Origin of the sequence: Nocardioides sp. SR21, assembly GCF_022761125.1 — a bacterium.
Taxonomy (GTDB): Bacteria; Actinomycetota; Actinomycetes; order Propionibacteriales; family Nocardioidaceae; genus Nocardioides.
This window is the reverse complement of record NZ_JAKWJR010000003.1, coordinates 1-12,817: the sequence shown is the minus strand read 5'-3', so window position 1 is coordinate 12,817 and position 12,817 is coordinate 1. Positions and strand designations below refer to the sequence as shown.

The 12,817-nt window shown below is 71.1% G+C and carries 13 protein-coding genes; 8 read left to right on the top strand and 5 right to left on the bottom strand.

Annotation, left to right across the window (positions count from 1 at the left end):
* Position 1: 1 nt before the first annotated feature.
* The 3 genes from MJ604_RS06030 to MJ604_RS06020 are packed head-to-tail and all read right to left on the bottom strand — an operon-like array spanning position 2 to position 2,639.
* Positions 2–880: an acyl-CoA thioesterase II gene (locus MJ604_RS06030; RefSeq protein WP_243057407.1), complete on the bottom strand. Its 879-nt coding sequence runs from the start codon at positions 878–880 to the stop codon at positions 2–4.
* Complete coding sequence (locus tag MJ604_RS06025; protein WP_243057406.1) at positions 877–1,707, bottom strand: acyl-CoA thioesterase II; 831 nt, start codon at positions 1,705–1,707, stop codon at positions 877–879. Before MJ604_RS06025 ends, MJ604_RS06030 begins: the two co-directional genes overlap by 4 nt.
* Positions 1,707–2,639 (bottom strand): proteasome assembly chaperone family protein, encoded by a 933-nt coding sequence (locus MJ604_RS06020; protein ID WP_243057405.1) that lies wholly within the window; start codon positions 2,637–2,639, stop codon positions 1,707–1,709. Before MJ604_RS06020 ends, MJ604_RS06025 begins: the two co-directional genes overlap by 1 nt.
* 114 nt (positions 2,640–2,753) lie before the next feature.
* On the opposite strand from MJ604_RS06020, the gene MJ604_RS06015 reads away from it, so the two are divergent.
* From MJ604_RS06015 to MJ604_RS05980, 8 genes are all read left to right on the top strand, one after another.
* Positions 2,754–3,968, top strand: a complete 1,215-nt coding sequence (locus tag MJ604_RS06015) for a thiolase family protein (protein ID WP_243057404.1) — start codon at positions 2,754–2,756, stop codon at positions 3,966–3,968.
* Positions 3,968–6,031: a 3-hydroxyacyl-CoA dehydrogenase NAD-binding domain-containing protein gene (locus tag MJ604_RS06010; protein WP_243057403.1), complete on the top strand. Its 2,064-nt coding sequence runs from the start codon at positions 3,968–3,970 to the stop codon at positions 6,029–6,031. Before MJ604_RS06015 ends, MJ604_RS06010 begins: the two co-directional genes overlap by 1 nt.
* Before the next feature lie 93 nt (positions 6,032–6,124).
* Entirely contained in the window at positions 6,125–6,385 is a 261-nt protein-coding gene (locus tag MJ604_RS06005; RefSeq protein WP_243057402.1) for a hypothetical protein, read from the top strand.
* Between the two features lie 77 nt (positions 6,386–6,462).
* The gene (locus MJ604_RS06000; protein ID WP_243057401.1) at positions 6,463–6,840 is read left to right on the top strand and encodes a hypothetical protein; all 378 of its coding nucleotides are present in this window, start codon (positions 6,463–6,465) and stop codon (positions 6,838–6,840) included.
* Positions 6,840–7,880: an NAD(P)-dependent alcohol dehydrogenase gene (locus tag MJ604_RS05995; RefSeq protein ID WP_243057400.1), complete on the top strand. Its 1,041-nt coding sequence runs from the start codon at positions 6,840–6,842 to the stop codon at positions 7,878–7,880. The genes MJ604_RS06000 and MJ604_RS05995 overlap by 1 nt, the downstream gene beginning before the upstream one ends.
* A 39-nt stretch (positions 7,881–7,919) precedes the next feature.
* Entirely contained in the window at positions 7,920–9,599 is a 1,680-nt protein-coding gene (locus MJ604_RS05990) for an AarF/ABC1/UbiB kinase family protein (protein WP_243057399.1), read from the top strand.
* Between the two features lie 26 nt (positions 9,600–9,625).
* Positions 9,626–10,090: a phage tail protein gene (locus MJ604_RS05985; RefSeq protein WP_243057398.1), complete on the top strand. Its 465-nt coding sequence runs from the start codon at positions 9,626–9,628 to the stop codon at positions 10,088–10,090.
* A gap of 22 nt (positions 10,091–10,112) precedes the next feature.
* Positions 10,113–10,796: a murein L,D-transpeptidase gene (locus tag MJ604_RS05980; RefSeq protein WP_243057397.1), complete on the top strand. Its 684-nt coding sequence runs from the start codon at positions 10,113–10,115 to the stop codon at positions 10,794–10,796.
* A gap of 59 nt (positions 10,797–10,855) precedes the next feature.
* On the opposite strand, the gene MJ604_RS05975 is transcribed toward MJ604_RS05980, so the two are convergent.
* Both MJ604_RS05975 and MJ604_RS05970 read right to left on the bottom strand, forming a co-directional pair.
* On the bottom strand, positions 10,856–12,361 hold the full coding sequence (locus MJ604_RS05975) for a hypothetical protein (protein ID WP_243057396.1): 1,506 nt from the start codon (positions 12,359–12,361) through the stop codon (positions 10,856–10,858).
* A gap of 128 nt (positions 12,362–12,489) precedes the next feature.
* Positions 12,490–12,705, bottom strand: a complete 216-nt coding sequence (locus tag MJ604_RS05970) for an amphi-Trp domain-containing protein (protein ID WP_243057395.1) — start codon at positions 12,703–12,705, stop codon at positions 12,490–12,492.
* Between the last annotated feature and the right edge of the window lie 112 nt (positions 12,706–12,817).

Here is a 12,817-nt window from a genome sequence, read left to right as displayed (position 1 = left end):
GTCAGCCCTGGGTGCCGGGGCCTTCGTAGTGGTCGTTGCGCTGACGGATCAGGCCCTCCTGGGCGACCGTGGCGACGAGGGTGCCGTCCTGGGTGAAGATCCGGCCGAACGCCAGGCCGCGGGCGCCCTGGGCGGACGGCGACCACTGGTCGTAGAGCCACCACTCGTCGGCGCGGAACGGCTTGTGGAACCAGATGGTGTGGTCGAGCGAGGCCATCTGGGTCTTCGCCGGGTTGCCGCCGTGGACGGCGAGCGTCGAGCCGAGCAGGCTGACGTCCGAGGCGTAGGTGAACGCCGCGGTGTGCAGCAGCGGGTCGTCGCCGAGCCCCTCGCGCAGCCGCACCCACATCCGCGCCTGCGACACGTGGCCCTCGTCGGGCTCGAGCCCGAAGCGCGTGTTGCCCAGCCACCGTACGTCGAGGGCCCCCCACTCCTTGCCGAGCGCGTCGGCCTCGGCGTTGCCGCCCTTGCGCATCACCTCGACCAGGTCGAAGCCGGACTCCGGCGCGCCGACGGCCGGCATCTCGTCCTGGTGCTCCCAGCCCTCCTCGGGCCTCTGGAAGTTCAGCGTCTGGTAGTAGATCGGCCGGCCGTGCTGCCGGGCGACGACGCGCCGGGTCACGAACGAGCGCCCGTCGCGCGGCCGCTCGACGTCGTACACGATCGGCACGCTGTAGTCGCCGCCGCGCAGGAAGTACGAGTGCAGCGAGTGCAGCGAGAACTCCGTCGGCACGGTGCGCACGGCGGCCACCAGCGCCTGCGCGGCGACCTGGCCGCCGTACACGCGGGCGCGCACGCTCGCCGGCTGGCGCCCGCGGAACAGGTCCTTGTCGAGCTCTTCGAGGTCGAGCAGGTCGACGAGCTCCTCGGTGGGGTTCACGAACGGACCTTTCGCATCACGGCCTCCTGGGCGACCGACGCCACGAGCTCGCCGGACCGGCTGAAGACGTTCGCGAGCACCAGCCCGCGGCCGCCGGACGCGGCCGGCGAGTGCTGGTCGTAGAGCCACCAGTCGTCGGCCTTGAACGGCCGGTGGAACCAGACCGTGTGGTCGAGCGAGGCCAGGAAGACCTTGCCCGACGAGAAGCTCTGACCGTGCGCAGAGAGGGCGGCGCCCATCAGCGTCATGTCGGAGAGGTACGTGAACGCCGCGGTGTGCCAGAACGGGTCGTCGGGCAGCTCGGACGAGACCCGCAGCCAGACGCGCTGCCGGCCCGGGTGCGCCGGGTCGTCCTCCAGCGTGTCGATCGCCCGGATCTCGGCGACGTCCCACTGGTCCGCGTGCTCCTCGTCGAGAGCGCCGCGGTTGACCGGTCGGGCGTCCTCCGGGGCCGGTACGGACGGCATCGACTCCTGGTGCTCGAGGCCGGTCTCGTGGACGTGGAAGTTCAGCGTCTGCGCGTAGATCGGCCGCCCGTGCTGCTGCGCGATCACGCGGCGGGTGAGGAACGACCGCCCGTCGCGGAGGTTCTCGACGTCGTAGATCGTCGGCACCGTCGGGTCGCCGGGCTGCAGGAAGTACGAGTGCAGCGAGTGCACGGAGTACGACGGGTCGACGGTCCGCGACGCGGCCACCAGTGCCTGCGCCGCGACCTGCCCGCCGAACACGATCGGCCGGGTGGTCGGCATCTGCTGACCCCGGAACAGGTCGTCGTCGATCGTCTCCAGGTCGAGCAGCGCGACCAGCTCGTCGGCGTTGCGGGGCATCAGCTCTCGTCCTCGTTCGGCCCGTCCAGCCCGGCGAGGAACTGCTCGAACTGCTGGCCGATCTCCTCGCCGGTGGGGAGCGGCTGGTCCGCGGCGAGGAGGCTGGAGCCCTCCTCCTCGGCGCGCTCGAACGCGTCGTACTGCCGCTCCAGCGCGGCGACCACGTCGGCGATCTCCTCGTTCGTGGAGAGGTAGCGGGTGATCTCGGCCTCGCGGTCCTCGGCCTCGGCGCGCAGCCCGGAGAGGTCGACCATCAGCCGCCCGGCGATCTCGACCTGCTCGAGCAGCGCGGCCGACGCCTGGGGGTAGTCCATCTGGGCGAGGTAGTGCGGGATGTGCGCCACGAACCCCATCGCCGGGTGCCCCCACTCCCCGAGCCGCACCTCCAGCAGTGCCTGGGCACTGCTCGGGACGCGCAGCTCGCCGCGCCACGGGCTCTCGCCGGTCAGCAGCTCGGGCTGGTTGGCGTGGTGGGTGATCGCGATCGGTCGCGTGTGCGGCACCGCCATGGGTACGGCGCCCATGCCGACGACCCGGGTGACGCCGAACCGCTCGACGACCTCGAGCACCGCCCGGCAGAACGCCTCCCAGCGGTTGTCGGGCTCGGGGCCCTGCAGCAGCAGGAACGGCGCGCCGGCGGCGTCGGCCAGCAGCCGGACCACCAGGCGCGGCGCGTCGTACGCCTCGTAGTGGTCGCGCACGAACGACATCGGGGGCCTGCGGGCGCGGTAGTCGTGGAACTGGTCGACGTCGAACGTCGCGACCACCGACGCGTCGGAGGCGTCCACGAGGTGCTGCGCGGCGCGGGCGGCGGCGTTGCCGGCGTCCAGGAATCCGTCGAGCACCACGACCATCGTCAGCTCGCTGTCGCTGCGGCCGTCCAGCGCGGGGACGTCGTCGACGATGTGGACGAGCCGGGGGTCAGAGGTCACGCGCTCACGATAGAGGCCGAGGCGCCGTGATCGGACGCACACCCCGCGACGTGGTCCCCATTGTTACCCAGGGGTAACCTTTCGGCGGACCATCATCACCCGCTAGGAGACCCCGTGCCCCGACAGTCGCGAGAAGTCGTCTTCGTCGACGGCGTGCGCACCCCCTTCGGCAAGGCCAAGGGACAGTACGCCGAGACCCGCGCCGACGACCTCGTCATCAAGTGCATCCGCGAGCTGATGCGACGCAACCCGTCGCTGCCGCCCGAACGGGTCGACGAGGTGGCCGTCGCCGCCACCACCCAGATCGGCGACCAGGGCCTGACCATCGGCCGCACCGCCGCACTGCTCTCGGGCCTCCCCCAGAGCGTCCCCGGCTTCGCGATCGACCGGATGTGCGCCGGCGCGATGACCGCGGTCACCACGACCGCGTCCGGCATCGCCTTCGGTGCGTACGACGTCGCGATCGCCGGCGGCGTCGAGCACATGGGCCGCCACCCGATGGGTGAGGGCGTCGACCCGAACCCGCGGATCCTGTCCGAGCGGCTCGTCGACCCCGACGCGCTCGTGATGGGCAAGACCGCCGAGAACCTGCACGACCGCTACCCGACGATCACCAAGGAGCGGGTCGACGCGTATGCCGTCCGCTCCCAGGAGAAGACCGCCGCGGCGTACGACGCCGGCAAGATCCAGCCCGACCTCGTGCCCGTCGCCACCCGCTCCGCCGAGGAGGGCTGGGGCCTCGCGACCACCGACGAGCCGATGCGCCCGGGCACCACGCTCGAGTCGCTTGCCGCGCTGAAGACGCCGTTCCGCCCGCACGGCAAGGTGACCGCGGGCAACGCCGCCGGCATCAACGACGGCGCGACCGCCGCCCTGCTCGCCGACGAGGAGACCGCCCGCGAGCTCGGCCTGCCGGTCAGGATGCGGCTGGTGTCGTTCTCCTTCGTCGGTGTCGAGCCCGAGGTCATGGGCGCCGGCCCGATCCCGGCGACCGAGAAGGCCCTCAAGCAGGCCGGCCTCACGATCGACGACATCGGCGCGTTCGAGGTCAACGAGGCGTTCGCCGTCCAGGTGCTGGCGTTCCTCGAGCACTTCGGCATCGCCGACGACGACGCGCGGGTGAACCCGTACGGCGGCGCGATCGCGATGGGTCACCCGCTGGCGTCGTCCGGCGTGCGGCTGATGACCCAGCTGGCGCGCTCCTTCGAGGAGCACCCGGAGGTCCGCTACGGCCTCACCACCATGTGCATCGGCATCGGCATGGGCGGCACCGTCATCTGGGAGAACCCGAACTGGAACGCCGAGTCCGACAAGAAGGTGGGCGCGTGATGGCCATCGAGAACCTGCTGACCCGCGCTCAGGAGATCTCCTCCGACGCCGAGCGCGTCACCCGGGCCCACCTCCGCAAGGTCACCCTGCCGGGCGGCGCGGGCGTGATGGGCCTGATCACCCTCGACAACGGCGAGGACCACACCAAGCCGAACACCTTCGGCCCGCGCTCGCTGCTCGCGCTGAACGAGGCGATCGACACCGCGCTCGCCGACGACGAGATCGGCTCGATCGGCGTCACCGGCAAGCCGTTCATCCTCGCGGCCGGCGCCGACCTGACGTCGATCTCGGGCGGCGGACCGGACGCCGTGCGCGTGGTGGCCGAGCTCGGCCACGCGGTGTTCCGCAAGCTCGGGGAGAACAAGCCGTCGTTCGGCTTCATCAACGGTCTCGCCCTCGGCGGCGGCCTCGAGGTCGCGCTGCACTGCAGCTACCGGACCGTCATGGACAGCGCGCCCGCGCTCGGCCTGCCCGAGGTCATGCTCGGCCTGGTCCCCGGCTGGGGCGGCGCGTACCTCGTGCCGAACCTGCTCGGTGCCGACAAGGCCGTGACCGTGATCCTCGAGAACCCGCTCAACAACGGCAAGACGCTGAACGGCGCCGCGGCGTACGAGATCGGCCTGGCCGACGCGGTGTTCTCGGGCGCCGACTACCTGGAGCAGTCGCTGCTCTGGGCGTCCGCGGTGCTTCGCGGCGAGATCGTCGTCGAGCGACCGCAGGTCGACCGTGGCGAGTCGTGGGACGCCGCCGTCGCGCGGGCCGAGGCGCTGGTGCAGGCCAAGACCGGCACCGCCAGCCCGGCCGCCCGCAAGGCCGTCGAGCTGATCGCGCTCGCCAAGACCGCGACCCGCGACGAGGGCTTCGCCGCCGAGGACGACGCGCTCGACGCCATGTCGCGCACCCCGGAGCTGATCGCGTCGCTGTACGCGTTCGACCTGGTGCAGAAGCGCGCCAAGCGGCCCGCCGGCGCGCCGGACCGGTCGCTGGCCCGTCCGGTGACCAAGGTCGGCATCGTCGGCGCCGGCCTGATGGCCTCGCAGATGGCGCTGCTGTTCGTGCGCCGCCTCGAGGTGCCCGTCGTCATCACCGACCTCGACCAGGAGCGCGTCGACAAGGGCGTGGCCTACGTGCACGACGAGATCGACAAGCTGCTCGCCAAGGGCCGGATCAGCAACGACAAGGCCAACCGCCACAAGGCCCTGGTCTCCGGCGCGGTCGACAAGGCCGAGGGCTTCGCCGGCGCGGACTTCGTGATCGAGGCCGTGTTCGAGGAGATGTCGGTCAAGAAGTCGGTGTTCGCCGACGTCGAGAAGGCCGTGTCGCCGGAGTGCGTGCTCGCGACCAACACCTCGTCGCTGTCGATCACCGAGATGGCCGCCGACCTCGAGCACCCCGAGCGGGTCGTCGGCTTCCACTTCTTCAACCCGGTCGCGGTCATGCCGCTGCTGGAGATCGTCAAGGGCGAGCAGACCGACGACGCCACCCTGGCCACCGCGTTCGCGACCGGCAAGGCGCTGAAGAAGACCACGATCCTGGTCAAGGACAGCCCGTCGTTCATCGTGAACCGGCTGCTCGGCCGCTTCATGGGCGAGGTCGGGAAGATCGTCGACGAGGGTACGCCGGTCACGGTCGTCGACGGTGCCTTCGCGGGCGTCGCCCCGATGCCGCCGTTCGTGCTGCTCTCGCTGGTCGGCCCGGCCATCGCGCTGCACAACAACGAGACGCTGCACCGCGCCTTCCCGGACCGGTTCTACGTCTCCCCCGCCCTCGAGCGCGTGGTCGCCGCCCGCAAGGCGTCGTACTACGGCTTCGACGGCAGCCTCGACCCCGAGGTCGTGGCGATGCTGGAGCAGCCGGCGAACCCGGTCGTGCTCGAGCCCGCCGAGGTGCGCACCCGCGTCCTCACCGGCCTGGCCGACGAGGCCCGCCGGATGCTCGACGAGGGCGTCGTGGCTGCGGCTGCGGACCTCGACCTGGCGATGATCACCGGCGCCGGGTTCTCCTTCTGGAACGGCGGACTCACGATGCTGCTCGAGCGCGAGGGCCTCGGGACGTTCCACTGAGCCGAGGGGCAGGGCCCACGGGAGTATCGTGGGTCCTGCCCCCGTCACGCTTCTCGCACTCCGCGTCAGCCTGGCAAGCAGGTCGGAGACCGCATGCTCGAACGACGTCAGTGCCCGGGCCCCGGCGAGCATGAACAGGTGGCGCTGCGGCTGCGCGAGCTGCGCAGCGCCCGGGCCCACGTGGCCACCGCTCGCCACGACGCGACGCTCCGCTGGAAGTCCGACGTGCTCCGCGCGGAGCTGCTGTCCGCCCTCGAGGGCTACGCGGCTGCGATCGTCCAGATCGGCGCGCCGGTCCCGAGCCGGCTGCGCCTCGAGATCGACCTCTACCGCGGCCTGCAGAACCGCGGCTGACGGTCTCGGCCGCTCCGCGACGGTGTGACCGAGACGTCCTTTGACTTCGAGTACTCGAAGTTCCTAACGTCGATGGGGTGAGTGCATCGACCGCCCAGCACAGCTACACGATCAAGGAAGCCGCCGCCCTGACCGGGCTCCCGGACCTCGACCAGCTGATGTGGATCGCCTGCCTGGCGGCCACCGGCATGTCCGTGCAGAACATGCGGCAGTACGTCGCGAACGGCAAGGTCGGCCCGGCCGCGGCCGGCGAGCAGATCGACCTGCTCGCCGAGCAGCAGCGGCGCCTGGCTGCCGAGGCCGAGCAGATCGCGCTCCGCCGGCGCTACGTGGCGCTGAAGATCGACTACTGGCACGCGGTCGAGGCGGGCGACGACGCCCGCGCCGAGCTGCTGAGCACGGAGGCTCGGGCACTCGCCGACGACCTCAAGAAGAAGACAGGAAAGAAGCACTGATGCGCGTCAACGCCTATGCAGCACCGTCCGCCGGCCAGCCCCTGGCCCCGATCACCATCGAGCGCCGCGAGGTCGGCGCGAACGACGTCCTCATCGAGATCCAGTACGCCGGCATCTGCCACTCCGACATCCACACCGTCAACGGGGACTGGGGACCGCAGCCCTTCCCCGTCGTCCCCGGCCACGAGATCGTCGGGGTCGTCGCCGAGATCGGCAGCGACGTCACGAGGCACGCGGTCGGCGACCGCGTCGGTGTCGGCTGCCTGGTCAACTCGTGCCGCGAGTGCGCCAACTGCGAGAAGGGCAACGAGCAGTACTGCCTCAACGGCGCCATCGGGACGTACGCCGCGACCGACCGCGACGGCACCACGACCCAGGGTGGCTACTCGACCCACGTGGTCGTGGACGCCGACTTCGTCGTGCGCGTGCCCGACGGCCTCGACGCCGCAGCCGCCGCTCCGCTGCTGTGCGCGGGCATCACGACGTACTCGCCCCTGCGCCACTGGAACGCCGGACCCGGCACGAAGGTCGCGGTCGTCGGGCTCGGCGGGCTCGGGCACATGGCGGTCAAGCTCGCGCACGCCCTCGGCGCCGAGGTGACGGTGCTGTCGCAGTCGCTGAAGAAGCAGGAGGACGGGCTGCGTCTCGGCGCGGACGACTACTTCGCGACGTCCGACCCCGACACGTTCAAGGCGCTGCGGGGCCGGTTCGCCCTGATCATCAACACGGTCAGCGCGACCATCGACCTGGACGCCTACCTCCGCCTGCTCGCGGTGGACGGGACCCTGGTGAACGTCGGCGCCCCGCCGGAGCCGCTCAGCGTGCGCGTCGGCAACCTGATCGGCGGTCGCCGCTCGTTCGCCGGCTCCGCGATCGGCGGCATCGCGGAGACCCAGGAGATGCTCGACTTCTGCGCCGAGCACGGCATCGGCGCCGAGGTCGAGGTGATCCCGGTCGACCAGGTCAACGAGGCCTACGAGCGGGTGCTGGCCTCCGACGTCCGCTACCGGTTCGTGATCGACGCCAGCACGCTCGCCTGATCGGGTTACCCGGCCCGTCCGGTGGGCACCGTGTCGGTCATGTCGACCCACGAGTCCACCACCCGGCGCTATGCGGGCATCGCGCGGTTGCTGGTCCGGCACGGACGCTCGGACCTGGTGTCCGGGGCCGGCCTCGATGAGCACGTCGCAGACGAGTCGGACGACGCGACCTCCGACAAGGCCGAGGCGTTCGCCGCGGACCTCGAGGCGATGGGCCCGACGTTCATCAAGCTGGGACAGCTGCTGTCCACGCGGTTCGACCTGCTGCCGGCGTCGTACACGAGTGCGCTGAGCCGGCTGCAGGACGAGGTGGAGCCGTTCGGCTTCGAGGTCGTGGAGTCCACGATCGCCGAGGAGCTCGGCGCCGACGTACGCCACCTGTTCGCCGAGATCGATCCCAAGCCGGTGGCCGCCGCCTCGCTCGGCCAGGTCCACCGGGCCGTGCTGCGCAACGGCCGCGAGGTGGCGGTCAAGGTCCAGCGACCGGGCGTCCGGGACGAGGTGCGCGCCGACCTGGCGACCCTCGCTCGGATCGCCTCGGTGGCGGACAAGGGCAGCGACCTCGGGCGGACCTACGGGTTCGCCCGGCTCCTGCGCGAGTTCGAACGGTCGCTGCACCTCGAGCTGGACTACCGCCGCGAGGCCCGGAACCTGGTGCGCTTCGCCGGCCTCACCAGCCACTACGACCTGCTGGTGGTCCCGGAGCCGGTGCTCGACCTGACCAGCGGCCGGGTGCTCACCATGGACTTCATCGAAGGTCGCAAGGTCACCGACGTCGGTCCGCTCGGGCTGATCGACCTGGACGCCGGGGCGATCGTCGACCAGCTGTTCTCGGCGTACCTGAAGTGCATCCTCGAGGAGGGCTTCCTCCACGCCGACCCGCACCCGGGCAACATGCTGGTCACGCCCGACGGCCGGCTCGCGATCCTCGACCTCGGCATGGTCGCGACGATCCCGGCGCGCCTGCAGGAGAAGGTCGTGCGGCTGCTCGTCGCGATCGGCGACGACAACGGCGAGCAGGCCGCGCGGGTGCTGGCCGACCTGGGGCACCCGCTGGAGCACTACGACGCGCTCGCCTTCCGTGACGACGTCACCCACCTGGTCTCCGACGCCGTCGCCGAAGGCCCCGAGCTGCAGGCCGGCCGGGTGCTGGTCGAGCTCAGCCGGATCTCCGGCTCCCACGGGCTGCGCCCGCCGCCGGAGATGTCGATGGTCGGCAAGGCGCTGCTCAACCTCGACCAGACGACGCTCCACCTCGACCCGGGCTTCGTCCCGGCCGAGGCGATCCGGGAGAACCTCCCGCACCTGCTCCGCGGCGGCCTGCGCACGTCGTCGGGGTCCCTGGTGACGGCGGCACTGGACGCCAAGGAGTTCACCTCCCAGCTGCCGCGCCGGGCGAACCAGATCCTCGACAGCCTCGCGGACGGCCGGATGCGGCTGCGGGTCGACGCCGTTGACGAGGAACGTCTGCACACCGTGCTCCAGCGGCTGGCCAACCGCGTCACGCTCGGCCTGGTCATCGGCGCCACGATCCTCGGCGCCTCGCTGCTGATGCAGGTGCCCACCGACAACCGGATCCTCGGCTACCCGGCGATCGCGATCGTGCTGTTCCTGCTCGCGGTGCTCGGCGGCGCCGCGCTCGCGGCGTGGATCGTGGTCACCGACCGCAAGGTCGCGCGGACCGAGCTGAGACCGCAGAAGGACGTCCCACGCATCTGAGCCCCTCCGGCGGCTACCGTGACCTCGTGACTTACGTCGTCGACTTCGTAGCGGTGTCCACGGTCGGTCTCGAGTCCTCGCCGGTGGTGGACGCGCTGGCCGGGCTGCGGGCGAACGAGGCTCGCTACTTCAAGAACAAGTACGACCACGTGTTCGCGACCGAGAAGGCGGCGGACGCGCCCGAGGTCCTCGAGCGGGTCACCACGATCCTCGCGAACGAGCGTGACCTGGTGATCGGGTCGACGCCGCTCGAGGTCGCGGAGTTCGAGGCCGGCGGGATCCGCTGGTCGTACGTGTTCTACGAGTCCGGCCTGTCGATCAACGTGCTGTACACGCTCGAGGACGGCGGGAAGCGGGCCGTCGGGTTCAAGCTGTCCGACGGCATGGAGGTGCCCGACGAGCTCGCCGACCGCTTCAAGTTCGCCCGGCAGAAGTCGAAGCTGGCCGGCACGATCCGGGGCACGTTCTTCGTGATCAAGGGCGAGTACTGATCCATCAGGCATGCTGGGTGGGGTGAGACGCCTCCTCGTCCTCGTCGCCGCCCTCGCCCTCGGGCTCACCGTCGCGGCTCCGGCCGACGCCGCGGACTGGGTCGCGAAGGCGCAGAAACGCCTCAACCACCTGGGCTGCCTGGCCGGACCGGCCGACGGCGACCTCGGCCAGTGGACGCGCTCGGCGGTCGTCCGGTTCCAGTCCCGCGAGGGTGTCGACCAGAGCGGCCGGCTCGACAAGGACACCCGCAAGCGCCTGTACGCCGAGGACGCGCCGCGCTGCGACGTACGACCGGTGCCCAAGGGCTCCGGGAAGGGCCGGCGGATCGTGATCTCCCAGAAGCAGAACTGGGTGTGGCTGGTCGGCGGGCACGGCAGGATCGCCGCCCAGGGCGGGATGGTCGACAACACCGGCGTGCTCCACCGCGGGTCGTACGACGTCGGCTCGTACTGCGGCCGCTCGGCCCGGATCAAGGCGAACCGGTCGTCGGGCGGCCTGCTGCTCGACAACTTCGTGCGGTTCGCGCCGTGCGGCATCGGGTTCCACCGGATCCCGCGCTACCCGTCGAGCGGTGCCCAGATCCACGCCGACTGGGTCCTCGGCACGAACATGTCCGAGTCGCACGGCTGCATCCGGCTCTCGAACGCGATGTCCGAGCGGGTCTGGCGCTTCACCGCGCGAGCCACACCCGTCCACGTGGTCTAGGAACGACGACGGCCGCCGCTCCCCCATGGAAGCGACGGCCGTCGTACTGAGCTGTCAGGTCACTTGACGGTGATCACGAGAACCCGGCTCGTGTCGCCGTCGAGCACGGTGCTCGTCGGCACCGCGAGGCGGTAGCTCTTCGTGCCCATCGGCAGGGCCGAGGCGATCTTGAACGCTCCGGCGCGGTTGGCGACGGTGGTGGTGACGGTCTTCCAGGTGCCGTTGGCGCGCAGCTTCTGCAGCTGGACGACCTGGCCCTTCTCGGAGCCGATGACGACGCCGGTGAAGCGGACCTTCTTGCCCTTCGCGACGCGCTTGGCGCTCGCCGAGACGGAGGACAGCTGCTTGGCGGCACGGACCTCGACCTTGTCGGTGACCTGGTCGCCCGACTCGGCCCAGTACGACGCGGTCGCGGTGGCCGGGAGGGTCACGGCGAAGGCGCCGTGCTCGTCGGTCGTGGCGGTGTCGGCGACGGTGACGACACCAGCGATCTCGCGGTAGACCGTGACGGTGCGGCCGGCGAGCGGCGCGTCGGCGTGGTTGGCGTCGAGCAGCGTGCCCGAGAAGCGGACCTGCTTGCCGACGACGACCGCGGTCGCCTTGGTGCCGAAGGCGGCCTTCGCGGCGACCGGGAGGTCGACGTCGACGCTGCCCGAGGTCGAGCGCAGCACGGTGCCCGCGTCGCCGGTGACCAGCTCGGATACCCAGGTCAGGGTTCCCGCCGGGGCGCCTGCGGCGACCTTGATGCGGAAGTCGGTGTCGGCGGTGTAGCCGGCCGGCACCGAGAAGCCACGGACGCCGTTGGCGTCGGCGTCGCCGTCGCCGAAGCCGGTCTGGAAGCCGCCGCCGACGGCGGTCTTCGGCATCTCGGCCCAGGTGCCGGCAGCGTCCTTCCACTCGACGGTCACGGCGTCGGCGGCCGCACCGGTGATCGACGTACGCACCCAGATGTCCTGGGCACCGTCGGGCGCGGAGAGGTGACCGGTGAAGCCGGTGGTCGCCGCGCCGGTGACCAGCGTGCTCGGGACGTCCATCGTGAAGGTCGGGTCGGCGGTGATCGCGACGGTGCCGCTCTCGCTGCCGACGACGGTGCCGGCGTCGCCGGTGACCAGCTCGGAGGTCCAGGCGAGGTTGCCGTGCGCCGCATCGTGGTCGACGGCGATCCGGAAGTCGGTGTCGGCGGTGTAGCCGGCCGGGGTCGAGAAGCCCTTCACGCCGTTGGCGTCGGCGTCGCCGTCACCGAAGGTGACCTGGATGCCGCCGTCGATCGCGGTGGTCGGCATCGCGGCCCAGGTGCCCTGGGCGTCCTTCCACTCGACGTGGACGTCGTCGGCGTCGGCGCCGGTGATCGACGTACGCACCCAGATGTCCTGGGCGCCGTCGGGCGTCGAGAGGTGGCCGGCGAACGGCGTCGCCGAGGCACCCGCGTGGAGCGTCGTCGGGACCGCCAGGTCGAACGACGGCGCGACGGCGTCAGCGGCGTTCGCGGCGGTGGCGGAGACGCCCAGGCCGAGAGTGGCGACCGCGGCGACCGCGATCGAGCGGGTGAGGACCGAGTTCTTCACGTGGGGAACCTTTGCTGTCGATGAGCGTCCGCAATTGCGGCGCACTACGACGGTCCGTGCGGTTCCTGAGGTTCCCCTGAAAAGACGATGAGGTGGGGCTGAGCCGTAGTCCTAGGACCTTCGGGCTCCTACCAGCTGATCTCGATCTCCAGCTCGTTGTCCTCGCCGACCTCGAGCTCGACGCTGAGCTCGACCTCGTCGGGAACGGCGACGGTGATCCGCCGGCCGTTCTTCTCCAGCTCGATCTGGTTGTTGCGGGCCAGGACGTCGGCGATCTCGTGCAGCCGCTTGGCGGCGTCCTCGCGCGACATCTTCTGCTCGGACTCGGTCTCGAAGAGCTCCATGGCCCGAGGCTAGCGGGTCACCGGATGCGCGTCCGTGGTGACCGCTAGATGTACCCGGCCGGGACGTTGGTAGCGGTCCTGGTCATTGACGTGAAAGAGAACCCCCGGGTGG